Below are 14,845 nucleotides of genomic sequence, written 5' to 3' on the forward strand. Positions count from 1 at the left end.
CCAGCCCGCCTCGCTTGGGAATTGCCGGGGACTTGAATTGCCCGGTCTGGCCGGTATGCCGGGCCTCAAGAGCCAAAGGAGAGACACGATGGACATGATGATGGCGGCCGCGGCCGTGCTTGCTGCCGCTGCCGCCGGCACCCCACCTGCGGTGCACCTGTCCGGCGGCACCAGCTATGTCCTCGTTCGGGAAGGCGCCGGCACGCCGGCCGTAAGCGGCAATTACGTCGCGGTCCATTATACCGGCTGGCTGTTCGATCTCGCTCCCGGCAAGGGCGGCCGCGGCGCCCGTTTCGACAGCTCGCGAGATCGTGGCGACCCGTTCGTCTTCCTGCTCGGCGCCGGCGAGGTTATCGGCGGTTGGGACGAGGGCGTTGCCGGCATGAAGCCCGGCGAGCAGCGGACGCTGATCGTACCGCCCGAAATGGGCTATGGCGCACGCGGCGCCGGCGGCGTGATACCGCCGGGCGCGACGCTGATCTTCGACGTCGAACTGCTTCAAGCGGAGTAGCCGCCGGCCAGCAGATTTGCTATGCTGCAAGTGCGAAGAAACCAATTAGCAAGGTGTCAGATGAACTGGAAGGGTATCAAGAGGGATTCAAGAACGCCGGCCAAAGTACTGGTTTTGCAGGGTGGCGGCGCACTCGGCAGTTACCAGGCCGGCGTCTTCGAAGCACTTGATGCGGCCGCTTTCTGTCCGGAATGGGTCGCCGGCACGTCGATCGGCGCGATCAACGGCGCCCTCATTGCCGGCAATCATCCGGGCGACCGATTGTCACGGTTGAAAGAGTTCTGGGACCTGGTGACCTCCGGCCTGATGCTTGAAGCGGATCTTTCCGGCAAGGCGCTCACCGGCGCCTGGCACCAATGGGCGGCTGCGATGACGGCGGTCGGTGGCGCCCCGGGGTTCTTCAAGCCGCACTGGCCGCCGGTCGCCCCATGGCTTGCGGGCCCGCTCGGCCATTATGACACGAGCCCGCTGCGCGAAACGCTCGAACGGCTGATCGATTGGGACCTGCTCAATTCTGAGGAAGTCCGGCTTTCGGTTGGCGCCGTCAATGTCGAGAGCGGCAACTTCCGCTATTTCGATACCGAGCATGAACGGCTCGGGCCCGAGCATGTGATGGCCAGTGCCGCGTTGCCGCCGGGCTTCGAACCGGTATTGATCAACGGCCAATATTGGTGGGACGGCGGGCTGGTGTCCAATACGCCGCTCGAGCATGTCCTCGACATGCACGACCGCACCGACATCGTGGTGATCCAGGTCGATCTCTTTCCCGCGCGTGGCCCGCTGCCCGCGAGCATCGCGGAGGCCGAGGAGCGGGTCAGTGACATTCGCTTTTCCAGCCGCACGCGTCTTGTGACCAACGCTGGGCTCAAGCTCGATGCGGTGCGCAAAGCTGGGCGCAAGCTACTGGAATCGCTTCCGGGCGAACTGCTTGAAACCCGCGAGGCCCGGGCCCTCGCCCGCGAAGTCCGTAGCGGCGGCCGTGTCGCCATCGGCCAGCTCATCTACCGCGACCAGCCAGTACGTGGTGCCGCCAGGGGCCGCGAGTTCAGCCGCGCCACCATGCACGCCCACTGGACCGCCGGTCGCCGCGACATGACCGGCGGCATGGCCTGTGCGCTCAAGCTGGCGCATGACATGCCCGAGGGCATCAGCAGCCACGACCTTACCGCGCCGCCGGCGCTCGATCTCCAGGAGGCCGCCGAATGACCCTCTCCCTGAAGGACCGTGTGGCCCTCATCACGGGCGCCACCAGCGGCATCGGCCTGGCTGTCGCCGAGGCGCTGGCCGGGGCTGGTGCTGACGTCATTATCGGCGGCTTTGGCGAGGCCGACGCCATCGCGGCCACGCTCACCGATCTCGAAGCGCGCGGCGTCCGCGCCGCCCATGATGGCTCGGACCTGACCAGCGGCGATGCCGTTCGCGCCATGGTCGCCAAGGCAGAGCGGGATTTCGGCCGCCTCGACATTCTCGTCAATAACGCCGGCATGCAGCATGTCGCCCCGGTCGAGGATTTTCCGGCCGACCGTTGGGACCTGATCCTCGCGCTCAACCTCACCGCCGCTTTTCACGGCATGGCGGCCGTGGTGCCGGGGATGAAGGCACGCGGCTGGGGTCGCATCATTTCCACGGCCAGCGCCCATTCGATCGCCGCCAGCCCGTTCAAGAGCGCCTATGTCTCCGCCAAGCACGGGCTCATCGGCCTGACCAAGACCGTAGCGCTGGAAACCGCCCTCCATGGCATCACCGTCAACGCCATCTCGCCCGGCTATGTCTGGACCCCGCTGGTCGAGAAGCAGATCCCTGATACCATGGCGGCGCGCGGCCTGACGCGCGAGCAGGTGCTCAACGACGTGCTGCTCGCCGCCCAGCCGACCAAGGCTTTCGTCACGGTCGAGCAGGTCGCCGCCATGGCGCTGCACCTCTGCTCGGATGCCAGTGCCCAGATCACCGGCACCAATATCAGCATGGATGGCGGCTGGACCGCCGGCTGATCACGTTCCCCCGTCGCGGCGCAACCCGCGCCGCTTGCCAGCGTAGATGAACACGCGGACAGTGTGTCGCAGTTCGCGTGAGTCGGTCGCTGGTGCGTAGACTGCGTGGCCCTGCAACGGGGTCCTTGGGGGAATAATCATGGCTGCAAGTGATCATGTCGATCTGCCGACGTTCGTCGCCGGCGTGAAGAAGCGCAATCCAGGGCAGGATGAGTTCGTTCAGGCGGTGACCGAGGTCGCCGAGGACATCTTTGGCTTCATGGAAGACAAGGTGAAATACCATGAGGCGCAGATTTTGCGTCGCATCGCCGAACCGGACCGGGTGATCAGCTTCCGGGTCTGCTGGGAGGATGACAAGGGCAATATCCGGGTCCAGCGCGGCTGGCGCGTGCAGAACAACAACGCCATCGGCCCTTACAAGGGCGGCTTGCGCTTCCATCCGTCCGTGACCGAGAGCGTATTGAAGTTCCTCGCCTTCGAGCAGACCTTCAAGAACGCTCTGACCGGCCTGCCGATGGGCGGCGGCAAGGGCGGCTCCAATTTCAATCCCAAAGGCAAGAGCGTCAATGAAATCATGCGCTTCTGCCAGAGCTTCATGACCGAACTTTACCGCCATATTGGGGCCGATGTCGACGTCCCGGCCGGGGACATCGGTGTCGGCGGCCGCGAGATCGGTTTCATGTTCGGCCAGTACAAGCGGATCACCAATAATTTCACCGGGGTGCTGACCGGCAAGGGCCTGGAATGGGGCGGCAGCCTCATCCGCACCGAGGCCACCGGTTATGGCGCCGTGTATTTCCTGCAGAACATGCTGAAGACCAAGGGCGAGGAGATCGTCGGCAAGACCGCAGTCATCTCCGGCTCCGGCAATGTCGCCACCCATGCAGCAGAGAAGATCGTCCAGCTCGGCGGCAAGGTGGTCACGCTGTCGGATTCGGAAGGCTTCATCCATGATCCGGACGGCATTACCCAGGACAAGATCAACTGGGTGAAGGAGCACAAGACGCATCGCCGTGGCCGCATCTCGGACTATGCCAAGGAATTCACCAGCGCCACTTTCCACGGCGGCGGCGCGCGGCCCTGGAGCGTACCCTGCGATCTGGCACTGCCCTGCGCCACCCAGAACGAGCTCAATGGCGAGGAAGCCAAGACGCTCATCGCCAATGGCTGCATGGCCGTGGCCGAAGGTGCCAACATGCCGACCGACCTCGACGGGGTGCATGTGTTCAAGGCGGCGAAGATTCTGTTCGCGCCCGGCAAGGCCTCGAATGCCGGTGGTGTGGCCGTTTCCGGGCTGGAAATGAGCCAGAATTCGGCCCGTATCAGCTGGAAAGAGGCAGAGTTGCAGCAACATTTGCTCGATATCATGTCCGGAATTCACGAACGCTGCCTTGAATATGGCCGCGGCAAGGACGGCCATGTCGATTATGTGAAGGGCGCCAACATCGCCGGCTTCAAGAAGGTCGCCGATGCCATGCTCGCCTATGGCGTGGTCTGACCGGACCGGATGAGGGGAACGACATGACCAAGGCTTCCGATCTGCTCGTGCAATGCCTCGAAGGGGAAGGGGTCGAATATGTCTTCGGCGTTCCCGGCGAGGAAAATCTGGACTTTCTCGATTCGCTGTCCCGCTCGACAAAAATCCAGCTGATCCTCACCCGCCATGAGCAGGGCGCCGGCTTCATGGCCTCGACCTATGGCCGCCACACCGGCAAGGCCGGGGTCTGCGTGGCGACGCTGGGGCCGGGAGCGACGAATCTGGTCACCGCCGCCGCCTATGCCTATCTCGGCGGGATGCCGATGATGATGATCACCGGCCAGAAGCCGATCAAGAAGTCCAAGCAGGGCCGCTTCCAGATCCTCGACGTCGTCGACATGATGCGGCCGATCACCAAATATACGCATCAGCTTGCAAGCGCCGACAATATCCCGGCACGCGTCCGCGAGGCGTTCCGGCTGGCGCAAGAGGAGAAGCCCGGCGCCACTCACCTCGAACTGCCTGAGGACATCGCCCACGATCCCACCGACGCCACGCCGATCCCGCCCAGCTATGCCCGGCGCCCGCTCGCCGATGGCAAGGCGATCCTCGCCGCCGTCCGTGCCATCGAGGCCGCCAAATCGCCGATCCTCGTCATCGGCGCCGGCGCCAACCGCACGATGACGTCCAAGATGCTGCTCGAACTCGTTGAGAAAACAGGCATTCCGTTTCTGACGACCCAGCTTGGCAAGGGAGTCATCGACGAGCGGCATCCCCGCTTTCTTGGCTGCGCGGCGCTGTCCGCCGGCGATTTTGTCCACGCTGCCGTCCGCAAGGCCGATGTCATCATCAACGTCGGCCATGACGTCATCGAAAAGCCGCCGTTCTTCATGACTGCCAACGGCACCACCGTCATCCATATGAGCTTCCGCTCGGCCGAGGTCGATCCGGTCTATTTTCCGCAGATCGAAGTGGTCGGGGATATCGCCAATGCCGTCTGGCAGCTCAAGGACGCGCTCCAGGTCCAGCCGCACTGGGATTTCGGGGCCATGCTCGCCGCCCGCGCTGCCGAGGTGAAGCACCGCGACGCCGCGCTCGACGATCGCCGCTGCCCGATCTATCCGCAATATCTGGTCGACCAGGTCCGCAAGGCGATGCCCGAGAGCGGCATCATCGCGCTGGACAATGGCGTCTACAAGATATGGTTCGCTCGGAATTACACGGCCTATCAGCCGAACACCGTGCTGCTCGACAACGCGCTGGCCTCGATGGGCGCCGGCCTGCCGTCGGCGATGGCGTCGAACATGGTCTATCCGGACCGCAAGGTAATGGCGATCTGCGGTGACGGCGGTTTCATGATGAACAGCCAGGAGATGGAGACCGCCGTCCGGCTTGGCCTCGACATCACCGTGCTGATCCTCAACGACAACAGCTATGGCATGATCCGCTGGAAGCAGGCCAATATGGGTTTCAAGGACTGGGGCCTGACCTATGGAAACCCCGACTTTGTCGCCTATGCGGAAAGCTATGGCGCCGTTGGGCACCGCGTTACTTCTGCGGACATGCTGCCTGGTCTTTTGGAGCATTGCCTCAATACACCAGGTGTCCACCTGATCGACTGCCCAGTCGACTATTCCGATAATGATCGCATCCTTAACAAGGAAATAAAGGAATTGTCCGCAGCACTTTAAACAGTATCAGGGTGAAACGGCCCGCGACACATTGCCTGTTGTAATTCATCCGACGAAGCGCATGCCTGCATCCTGACAGACACGGCCTCCCGCTGTTGCTGATCCGCTCAGGGAGTCATGTGTGTCACACTTCTCCGCTCCTTCCATCGATGACGGCGGCCTTTCTCGATTAGTAATAGGCGCAGGGGACGGCATCATCGAGAATTACCTCCGTGCCGTTCGTACACATCTTGGCCTTCAGGTTGCGTATGTCTCAGAAATTATAGGTAATGATTCGGTCTTTCGTCACGTCGATGCGCCCGGGCTCGAAGCGTTGATCAAGCCCGGTGACATGCGGTCGCTCGATGATGTCTATTGTAGGCACATCGTCGAAGGTCGCTTGCCCGAGCTCATCCCTGATACAAGCGCCGAACCATTGGCTGTCTCCATGCCGATTACCGCTGCGATACCGATCGGTGCCCATGTTAGCGTGCCGCTGCGCCTTGCCGATGGCACGTTGTTCGGAATGTTCTGCTGCCTTGGTCCGCAAGCTGACGCGACGCTTAATCCGCGCGATCTGGCGATGATGCGGGCTTTTGCCGATCTCGCCGCATTCGAGATTGACAAGCAGAAGCTGGCCGGTGCCGAGGTGGCGACCATTCGCACCACGATCGAGCAGATCCTCGCCGGAGACGGACTCGATATGGTCTACCAGCCGATCTGGCAGATTGGCGCGACCCAAGCGGGCCCCCACCATCCGATTGGCTTTGAGGCCCTGGCCCGCTTCCATCTGGAGCCCTATCGGTCGCCCGACGCATGGTTTGCCGATGCAAGACGCGCGGGATTGAGCCTCGAATTGGAACTACGGGCCATCGAGCATGCTCTCGGCGCGCTAACTCGCTTGCCGAACGATATTTATGTTACCGTTAATGCTTCGCCGCAGACGGCGAGCGACCCGGCGCTCGCCGGCGTTCTTGCCGGATTTGATCTGAAGCGCATCATCCTGGAAATCACCGAGCAAAAGGGGGTGGAGGATTTCCTGGTTCTTCATGCCGCCCTTGCGGAAATGCGTGCCGCTGGACTCAGGATCGCCATCGACGATGCCGGTTCGGGATACAGTGGCTTGCAGCAGATACTTCAGCTCCGCCCCGATATCATCAAGCTGGATCGATTCTTCGTAACCGGCATCGAGCGTGATCCCAGCCGCCGCGCGCTGGCCGCCGCCCTTGGCGTTTTCGCTGAGCAGGTGGGCAGCGTGATGATTGCCGAAGGCGTCGAGGCGGAATCCGAGCTGGCGACATTGCGCGCCCTCGGTTTTCGGACCATCCAAGGTTATCTGCTGGGCAAGCCCCAGTCGCTGGCCGAGGCCCTGACCCTGATCGCTTAGCGGGCCCAGCGTTCGGCGGCGGCGTCATCGTCCGGCTTGGCGTCGACCCAGCGTTTGCCCCAGTTGCCCTCTTCCAGCTTCCAGAACGGCGCCCGGGTCTTCAGCCAGTCCATCAGGAATTCGCAGGCCGAAAAAGCGGCGCCACGGTGGATGCTCGATACCGCGACAAGAACGATCGCTTCCCCAGGCAGCAGGCGCCCATGCCGATGGATGATGGTGCCACCAAGGAGTGGAAAGCGATCGCCAGCCGTTCGGGCAATGGCCTCGAGCTGCCGGATGGTCATTGTCGGATGATGTTCGAGCGTCAACGCCGTCAGACCGTCATCGGCGCGAACCAGGCCAATGAAGCTGGCGACCGCCCCGATATCGGCGCGGCCCGCGCCAAGCCGAGCAAGCTCATGGCCTGCGTCGAACGGCCCGGGCTGGACGCTAACGGCGATCGCCATTCAGCCGCCGGTCACGGGTGGAAAAATCGCCAGTTCGCGCGCGTCACCGATCACTGTGTCCAGTGTGGCGAACTCGTCGTCGAGGGCGGTGCGGATGCGACTACGATCGGCCAAGGCCGACCCATGGCCGCCCGAGCGCGTCGCCAGCCAGTCGAGCAATTCGCCGACTGTTGCAACCTGCGGCGGTAACTCGACCGATTCGTCGTTGGCGCCGACCATCTCGCGCACCCAGGCAAAATACAGGATCGTCATGTATCCATGTGCTTCAGGCCGGTTCGCAGATAATCATAGCCGGTAATCAGTGTCAGCACCGCCGAGGCCCAGAGGCAGACCAGCCCGATCTCCAGCGCCGGCAGCGCCGGCCACATCCGCGCCGTGGCGCCATCCAGCACTAATGCGCCGAGCGCCACCATCTGCGCCGCCGTTTTCCACTTCGCCAGCTGGCTGACCGGCATCGACACCTGCAGCGCCGCCAGATACTCGCGCAGCCCGGACACGAAGATCTCGCGCAGCAGGATGATCAGCGCCGCCACCGTCGCCAAGCCATGAATTGTCCCCGAGTGGATCAGCATGACGATCACGGCGGCAACCATGATCTTGTCGGCGATCGGATCGAGGAACACCCCGAGCTTCGACACCGTGCCCTGCGCTCGCGCCAGATAGCCATCGAGATAATCGGTCAACCCGGCGATGCAATAAAGCCCGAACGCCACCAGCCACTCCCAGGGTTCTCGGCCCCACATCAGGATGACAAGCAGCGGCACCGCAAAGATGCGGCTGAGGGTGAGGAGGTTGGGCAAGCTGGACAACACCGACAAGCTTTAGAAGATTGGTTCGGGCGAGGAAAGCAGGCGCATCGGCCCGCGTCAGGATAGTCCGTTCGAAACGCGCGATGCAGGGCAGGGCGGGTGGCTGTGGCATTGGCGCGCGCCACGGTACACAGGGTCATGAACCGTCGACTGTTCCTTGGAGGCCTCGCCGCTCTGGCGGCGCCTCCCGCGCGGCTCCTCGCCGCGACCCCTGAAGCGATCAATCCGGCCCTGCGCGACCGCGCCCTTGCCGCGCTGGCCAGGCACCGGACACAGATTGTCCACGCCGATGTCATCGGCATCGTCGACTATGCCCGCCCCTCGCGCCAGCCTCGCTTCCATTTGCTCGATCTTGTTTCGGGCCAGACTGAAACCCTGCTCGTCGCCCATGGCAAGGGTTCCGACCCCGCCCACAGCGGCTGGCTCGAACGATTTTCGAATACTTCCGGCTCGAATGCCTCGTCGGACGGCGCGTTCCTTACCGCCAACGCCTATATCGGCCGGCATGGCCGCTCGATGCGCCTCAAGGGCCTCGAACCTTGCAATGACGCCGCGCTGGCTCGCGCCATCGTCGTGCATAGCGCCGATTATGTGACGGCGGACCGCGCCGCCGCCGGCAAGCTCGGCCGCAGCCTGGGCTGCTTCACCGTCACCGCGCAGGACCTGCCCAAAGTCCTCACGCGCCTCGGCGCCGGCCGCCTGCTCTATTCGGACAAGGTCTAGCCCGAGCCTTCGGTCGGCGGGTGGAAATGCTCGTGCAGCGCCCGGGCCATCGCCTTGTTGATTCCCGGCGTGCGTTCCAGATCCTCCAGGCTCGCGCCGCGCACCGCTCGCGCCGTGCCGAAGTGCATCAGCAGCGCCTTCTTTCGCGCCGGCCCGACACCGGGCACGTCATCGAGCGGGCTCGCGACCAGCGCCTTCGATCGCTTGGCACGGTGCGCGCCGATGGCGAATCGGTGGGCCTCGTCGCGCAGCCGCTGCAGAAAGAACAGCACCGGGCTGCCCGGCGGCAGCGTCAACTCGCGCCCGGACGGCAGGTAGAAGGTCTCGCGCCCGGCGTTGCGGTCCGGCCCCTTGGCCACACCGACCACGGCGACATCCTCGACGCCCAGCTCGGCCAGCGCCTCCATCACCACCGTCAGCTGCCCCTTGCCGCCGTCGATCAGCAGCAGGTCCGGCCAGCCTTCGCGCTCGCTGGTCTCGGCCTGCAGTCGCGCGAATCGGCGCCGCAGCATCGCCCGCATCATCGCGAAGTCGTCGCCGGGCGTGATCTCCGGCCCCTTCATGTTGAACTTGCGATACTGGCTTTTCAGGAACCCCTCCGGCCCGGCGACGACCATTGCGCCAAGGGCGTTCGTTCCCTGGATATGGCTGTTGTCATAGATCTCGATCCGCCCCGGCGGCGCGTCCAGCTCGAACAACTCGGCCAGCTCGGCGAGCAGTCGTCCCTGTGTCGTCGCCTCGGCGGCGCGCCGCTGCAGTGCCTCCCGGGCATTGCGGCTGGCCTGATCGACGAGCTTCCGGTTCGCCCCGCGCTGCGGCACCTTCAACGTGATCCGGTGCCCCGCCCGGCCGGACAGCGCTTCGGCGAGGAGGTCGGCCTCGGGCAGCGCCCGGTCGAGCAATATCTCGCGCGCCGGCGGAATGTCCTCGTACAACTGCGGCAGGAACGACTGGAGCACCTCGGCCTCGTCCAGATCCTGGACATGGGCGGGAAACCACGCCCGATGCCCCCAGTTCTGGCCGCCGCGGATGAAGAAGATCTGGATGCACATCGCCCCGTCCGCCGCCGCGATCGCAACGATGTCGGCATCGGTCAGGCTGCCCTCGGCGTTGATCGCCTGGCTGCCCTGGATGAAGGTCAGCGCCTTCAGCCGGTCGCGCAGCACGGCGGCGATCTCGAAGTCCCGCGCCGCTGCCGCCGCCTGCATTGCGCTGGCCAGCTTGGCCTGCGCCTCCACGGTCTTGCCGCTGAGGAACGCCTTGGCGTCGCCGACCAGCTCGGCATAGGCGGATTCCGATATCCGCCCGACGCACGGCGCGGAGCAGCGCCTGATCTGGTGCAGCAGGCAGGGGCGCGACCGGTTGTTGAAGAAGCTGTCGGTGCAGGAGCGCAGCAGGAACACCTTCTGCAGCGCATTGAGGGTGGCATTCACTGCCCCGGCGCTGGCAAATGGCCCGTAGAATACGCCCTTGCCCTGCCGCGCGCCGCGATGCTTGGAGATGCGCGGGAAGCCATGATCCTCGCGCAGGAAGATGAAGGGGAAGCTCTTGTCGTCGCGCAGCAGCACATTATACGGCGGCCGCCAGCGCTTGATCAGTTGCGCTTCGAGCAGCAGCGCCTCGGACTCGGTGTTGGTGGTGACGATTACCATGTCGCGCGTCTGGCTGACCATCCGCTGGAGCCGGCGCGGCAAGCGGCTGATCTGCGTGTAGTTGACTACACGGTTGCGCAGTGCCCGCGCCTTGCCGACATAGAGCACGGCGCCGGCGGCATCGATCATCCGGTAGACGCCGGGCCGCGTCGGCAGCGTCCTCACAACATTGCGGATCGCAGCGACCCCGGCCTCGATGTCGGGCGCATCGATGCCCTTGACCGTGAAGGTCGCGGTTTCCTCGGAGAAACGATCGGTGGGCGGTATGGCCATGGTGCTGGCGCTTCATAAGGCGCCGGGGCGTCGACGCAAAGCATCGCCTGCGCCGTCCCCCGGGCGGGCCTTTGCCGCAGGCAGCGTCGCTTGCCCCCTGCCGGCGCCGGGGCTAACGCGAACAGGATGAACGACCAGATCAACAGCGGCGAACGGCGAGGCGAGCGGCGGGGTGAGACTGCGATCGTTACTGGCGGGGCAAGGCGCATCGGCAAGGCGCTGGTACAGGCGCTGGCCGCGGACGGCTGGGATCTGGTGATTCACTGCCATGGCTCGAAGGATGAGGCCGAAGCGCTGGCGGCCGCCCTTCGTGCGACGGGCGGCCAGGCGGCAGTGGTCGCCGCCGATCTTGCCGACGTCGATGCCGCGGACCGGGTACTGGCAGCGGCAGCCGAACTGGCTCCGCTGGGGCTGCTGGTCAATTCGGCCTCGCGCTTCGATTACGACCGTATTGATGATTTCTCTGCCGAGGGGTTCGACCGGCATATGGCGGTCAATCTCCGGGCGCCGGCATTGTTGATCCAGGGATTTGCCAAGGCGGTGGGCATGCGGGAGGCGCCGGCGCTGGTGGTCAATCTGCTCGACGCCAAGCTGGCTGCGCTCAATGCGGACTATTTCACCTACACCTTGTCGAAGATCGGATTGGAGGGCCTGACCGAGCTGGCAGCCCGCCAGTTTGCCCCGGCTTTACGCGTTGCGGGAATCGCACCGGCGGTGACTCTTGTGTCTGGTCCCCAGTCGCGCGCCAATTTCGAGGCGGTGCATGGTCTCAACCCGCTGCGGCGCGGAGTCACGGTCGACGAGATCATTGCGGCGCTCAGATTCATCATTGCCACGCCAAGCTACAACGCCCAGACGCTGGTTCTCGATGGCGGGCAGCGGTTGCTCGGCCTGCCACGGGACGTGGCCTATATGGTGGATTTATGACCGAAGCGATGAGCGATGAGCGGCTTGAACGGCCGCAGATGGCATGGCTTGCCGGTGCCGTTCCGGAAGAACTCCGGCCCCGCAGCCACAAGATCCTGCTTGAGGATTTCGATCTTCCGGTGGACATCGGCTTTCATGATTTCGAGATCGGCACGCCGCAGCGGCTGCGTGTCAATGTCGAGGTCTGGCTGCGCGCCGACGCCTTTCCCACCACGGATGCCGTTGCCGATGCCTGGGATTATGACCAGCTCCACAATGCTGTCATCGCCATGGTCGGAAAGCGGCGGTTCAACCTGCAGGAGACCGTCGCCCATGAGATTTATGCGATGGTCGCGGCGCGGGACGGGGTGATCGGCCTGCGGGTGTCGACGCGCAAGCCCGATGTCTATCCGGACTGTGCGGCGGTGGGCGTCGAGATCAGCAGCTTCTAGGGTTTGCCCGATCAGCGAGTGCAGGGCCCGAGTCCGGCCAGCGCCCCGATCCAGGCGTTGGCCAGCGCCACGTCGTTGCCGCCCGATGCAGCCGGCAGCTGCGCCGGCAGTCCACAGGCCAGGCGATACCAGAGCAGTGTCTCGGGCTTCACCGAAGTCGCTGATTCATCGATGATATCGCCGCTTGCGACCGACAATTGCATGCTCTGGCCCGGACGTTCCAGAACCACCATGGTCAACGGCTTGCCATTTCGCGTTGACAGAAAAAACTGGCTTTCGCTCTCGCCGGGCAGCGTGCCCTCGACGCGGAAACCATTGGTGACGCCGGTAATCACCGGCGCCGCATTTGCCTTGACCTCGGTGGCGATGGCACGAACCCGCGCCTCAAGCCGCTCGTTCCAGTCGCGTTGGGCGGCCGGGGTTGCCAACTGAGCCTTGCCGTCGGCGGCCGGCACTTCGAGCCACGCCATCACCGTCCGGCCGCGTAGCGACGGCGCCCGCCCACGGGCGTCAAGCGGAACATCGACAAGCCAGGACAACTGCGGCGGGATTGCCGCCGGCGCCACCAGCGCGGCAACGACATCGGCGGTGACCAGCAGCCGGGCCTGGCCGGCAGCCAGTCCCGGCGCATTGCGCGCGGAGATCGATTGCGAGCGCGTGACCGTGGCGCGCACGATGACCGGACTTGCGAGAACAAGATCGACGAGGGCTGCATAGGACGGTTCGGTGGCCGTCGCGGCAGCGGCTGACTGCTGGGCGGCGGCCGAAGCCGCCGGCATCATGGCCGTCTCCAGTGCGAGGATCGTCGCGAGCAGCATATTGGTCTTCATGACCATCGATCTAGGGGTGCCGGCGCCCGTCGGCAACCCCGACAAGGCTGCTGTGCCGGGTCACGGCTTGTCGCGAAATCTACCCCTCGTACGATTATTCGAGCGAAGGGCGCGACAAAGCGGTTGCGGCGCCCGCTGCGATGCGGTTAAGACATCTCAGGGATAGCGGGGGGCATGGGGATGCTGTTGCCTCGTTATCTTGTGCAATTTTGGGTCAGGGAGATCGGCAGCGCTTATGGCTTATGCTGATGAGGGAATTAGCCAGAAACGCATGATAGCCTTTGGGCTTGTTGCGCTTCTGCACGTCGGACTCGGTTATGCTTTCGTGACCGGGCTGGCGTTGAAGGCCGTAAAGGCTATCGTCAATCCGCTGGAAACAGTGAATGTGAAGGAAGAAGCGCCGCCGCCGGACGAGCCGCCGCCGCCGCCGCCGAAGGAAGTGGAAATTCCGCCCTTCGTACCGCCGCCGGAAGTGTCTGTTGTCCAGGATGCGCCTGCGCCAACGATCACGACGCAGAGCACGGTGTCGGCACCCGAGCCGCCGCGGTTCACGCCGCCGGCGCCTCCCGCGCCTCCCGCGCCTCCGGCCGTGAAGCCGACCCCGGCAACGCCGCGCGGTCGTGGCAACGTCATCAGCGAAGACGATTATCCTGATGCCTCCCGCCGCGCTGAAGAGCAGGGCGTGGTCCGTGTCAGCTATGTCGTCGACCCTGATGGCCGGGTGACCACCTGTAACGTCGTCCAGTCGAGCGGTTCTGCGCGTCTGGATGACGCTACTTGCAAGATCATCATCCGACGCTTCCGCTTCAACCCGGCCACCAGCAATGGTCAGCCAGTGGCGGAGACCAAGACCCAGCCGGTCCGCTGGCAGCTTAGGGATCGTTGAGTTATTGAACGGCGGTCGAAAGGCCGCCGTTTTCTATATGCCTGAACATTCAAACAATTCATCGAGGGAATAACAAAATGGAAACCGTCGCAGTAGAAAATCCCTATGGCTTGGCAGCCGCGCTCGAGCAGGGTGGCATCATTGCCCAGTCCGTTTTCGGCATCCTGGTGTTCATGTCGCTGGCGACATGGTTCATCATCATCACCAAGTACATCGACCAGCGGAAGGTCCTGACCGAAGCCAAGGAACTCGAGAAAAAGTTCTGGACCGCGCCCGACCTGAAGACCGGCGCCGCCAAGCTCGAGAAGAACTCCCCGTTCCGCCAGATCGTCGAAGACGGTCTGCGCGCCGCTGATCACCATGAAGGTCGCCTGACTGACAAGATCGACGAGCATGAGTGGGTGACGATGGCCCTCAACCGTTCGAACGCGGGTATCGCCGGCAAGCTGCAGAGCGGCCTGTCGTTCCTCGCCTCGGTCGGTTCGACCTCGCCGTTCATCGGTCTGTTCGGTACCGTGGTCGGCATTTATCGCGCCCTGATCAGCATCGGTCTCGCCGGCCAGGCATCGATCGACAAGGTTGCCGGCCCGGTCGGTGAAGCCTTGATCATGACTGCGCTTGGTCTCGCCGTCGCCGTTCCGGCCGTGCTTGGCTACAACTGGCTGGTCCGTCGCAACAAGGATGTCACCGAGAAGCTCAACAACTTCATGTCGGACGTCCATGGTGCCCTGGTCTCGGGTGCGCGCGTTGCCCCGGCCGTTGCTACGGTTGCGCCCGTCGCGCCGAAGCCGGTCGTCAAGTAAGCGCATCGCAACAAAAAAGGGGTTTAGCC

At 64.2% G+C, this 14,845-nt stretch carries 16 protein-coding genes; 11 read left to right on the top strand and 5 right to left on the bottom strand.

What is annotated here, in order from left to right; genetic code table 11:
• Positions 1–88 precede the first annotated feature (88 nt).
• The 6 genes from ACTIFJ_RS01190 (at position 89) to ACTIFJ_RS01215 (ending at position 7,036) form a co-directional block, all read left to right on the top strand.
• Positions 89–511 (top strand): FKBP-type peptidyl-prolyl cis-trans isomerase, encoded by a 423-nt coding sequence (locus ACTIFJ_RS01190; protein WP_439532250.1) that lies wholly within the window; start codon positions 89–91, stop codon positions 509–511.
• 60 nt (positions 512–571) lie between these two features.
• Complete coding sequence (locus ACTIFJ_RS01195; protein ID WP_439532251.1) at positions 572–1,717, top strand: patatin-like phospholipase family protein; 1,146 nt, start codon at positions 572–574, stop codon at positions 1,715–1,717.
• The gene (locus tag ACTIFJ_RS01200; protein ID WP_439532252.1) at positions 1,714–2,502 is read left to right on the top strand and encodes a 3-hydroxybutyrate dehydrogenase; all 789 of its coding nucleotides are present in this window, start codon (positions 1,714–1,716) and stop codon (positions 2,500–2,502) included. Before ACTIFJ_RS01195 ends, ACTIFJ_RS01200 begins: the two co-directional genes overlap by 4 nt.
• 139 nt (positions 2,503–2,641) lie before the next feature.
• The gene (gdhA, locus tag ACTIFJ_RS01205; protein ID WP_439532253.1) at positions 2,642–4,000 is read left to right on the top strand and encodes an NADP-specific glutamate dehydrogenase; all 1,359 of its coding nucleotides are present in this window, start codon (positions 2,642–2,644) and stop codon (positions 3,998–4,000) included.
• 23 nt (positions 4,001–4,023) lie between these two features.
• On the top strand, positions 4,024–5,670 hold the full coding sequence (locus tag ACTIFJ_RS01210) for an acetolactate synthase large subunit (protein ID WP_439532254.1): 1,647 nt from the start codon (positions 4,024–4,026) through the stop codon (positions 5,668–5,670).
• A gap of 121 nt (positions 5,671–5,791) precedes the next feature.
• Positions 5,792–7,036, top strand: a complete 1,245-nt coding sequence (locus tag ACTIFJ_RS01215) for a sensor domain-containing phosphodiesterase (protein ID WP_439532255.1) — start codon at positions 5,792–5,794, stop codon at positions 7,034–7,036.
• Here ACTIFJ_RS01215 and ACTIFJ_RS01220 read toward each other — a convergent pair.
• The 3 genes from ACTIFJ_RS01220 to pgsA are packed head-to-tail and all read right to left on the bottom strand — an operon-like array spanning position 7,033 to position 8,291.
• Positions 7,033–7,482: a molybdenum cofactor biosynthesis protein MoaE gene (locus ACTIFJ_RS01220; protein WP_439532256.1), complete on the bottom strand. Its 450-nt coding sequence runs from the start codon at positions 7,480–7,482 to the stop codon at positions 7,033–7,035. The two genes, ACTIFJ_RS01215 and ACTIFJ_RS01220, sit on opposite strands and share 4 nt — an antisense overlap.
• Complete coding sequence (moaD, locus tag ACTIFJ_RS01225; protein WP_439532257.1) at positions 7,483–7,734, bottom strand: molybdopterin converting factor subunit 1; 252 nt, start codon at positions 7,732–7,734, stop codon at positions 7,483–7,485. It abuts the gene before it with no gap.
• On the bottom strand, positions 7,731–8,291 hold the full coding sequence (pgsA, locus tag ACTIFJ_RS01230; RefSeq protein WP_439532294.1) for a CDP-diacylglycerol--glycerol-3-phosphate 3-phosphatidyltransferase: 561 nt from the start codon (positions 8,289–8,291) through the stop codon (positions 7,731–7,733). The genes moaD and pgsA overlap by 4 nt, the downstream gene beginning before the upstream one ends.
• A 138-nt stretch (positions 8,292–8,429) precedes the next feature.
• On the opposite strand from pgsA, the gene ACTIFJ_RS01235 reads away from it, so the two are divergent.
• Entirely contained in the window at positions 8,430–9,014 is a 585-nt protein-coding gene (locus tag ACTIFJ_RS01235) for a murein L,D-transpeptidase catalytic domain family protein (protein WP_439532258.1), read from the top strand.
• Here ACTIFJ_RS01235 and uvrC read toward each other — a convergent pair.
• Positions 9,011–10,939, bottom strand: a complete 1,929-nt coding sequence (gene uvrC / locus ACTIFJ_RS01240) for an excinuclease ABC subunit UvrC (protein ID WP_439532259.1) — start codon at positions 10,937–10,939, stop codon at positions 9,011–9,013. The two genes, ACTIFJ_RS01235 and uvrC, sit on opposite strands and share 4 nt — an antisense overlap.
• A 126-nt stretch (positions 10,940–11,065) precedes the next feature.
• Here uvrC and ACTIFJ_RS01245 point away from each other — a divergent pair, with 126 nt between their 5' ends.
• Positions 11,066–11,866 (top strand): SDR family NAD(P)-dependent oxidoreductase, encoded by an 801-nt coding sequence (locus ACTIFJ_RS01245; RefSeq protein ID WP_439532260.1) that lies wholly within the window; start codon positions 11,066–11,068, stop codon positions 11,864–11,866.
• On the top strand, positions 11,863–12,297 hold the full coding sequence (locus ACTIFJ_RS01250) for a dihydroneopterin aldolase (RefSeq protein ID WP_439532261.1): 435 nt from the start codon (positions 11,863–11,865) through the stop codon (positions 12,295–12,297). The genes ACTIFJ_RS01245 and ACTIFJ_RS01250 overlap by 4 nt, the downstream gene beginning before the upstream one ends.
• 11 nt (positions 12,298–12,308) lie before the next feature.
• Here the strand turns inward: ACTIFJ_RS01250 and ACTIFJ_RS01255 are convergent, their stop codons facing one another.
• Entirely contained in the window at positions 12,309–13,127 is an 819-nt protein-coding gene (locus tag ACTIFJ_RS01255; protein WP_439532262.1) for a hypothetical protein, read from the bottom strand.
• 235 nt (positions 13,128–13,362) lie between these two features.
• Between ACTIFJ_RS01255 and ACTIFJ_RS01260 the strand changes: the two genes are divergently transcribed.
• Positions 13,363–14,013: an energy transducer TonB gene (locus tag ACTIFJ_RS01260; protein ID WP_439532263.1), complete on the top strand. Its 651-nt coding sequence runs from the start codon at positions 13,363–13,365 to the stop codon at positions 14,011–14,013.
• Between the two features lie 77 nt (positions 14,014–14,090).
• Positions 14,091–14,816 (top strand): MotA/TolQ/ExbB proton channel family protein, encoded by a 726-nt coding sequence (locus tag ACTIFJ_RS01265; protein ID WP_439532264.1) that lies wholly within the window; start codon positions 14,091–14,093, stop codon positions 14,814–14,816.
• Positions 14,817–14,845 lie beyond the last annotated feature (29 nt).

This window comes from Polymorphobacter sp. (assembly GCF_051860865.1).
In the GTDB taxonomy this organism is placed as follows: domain Bacteria; phylum Pseudomonadota; class Alphaproteobacteria; order Sphingomonadales; family Sphingomonadaceae; genus Sandarakinorhabdus.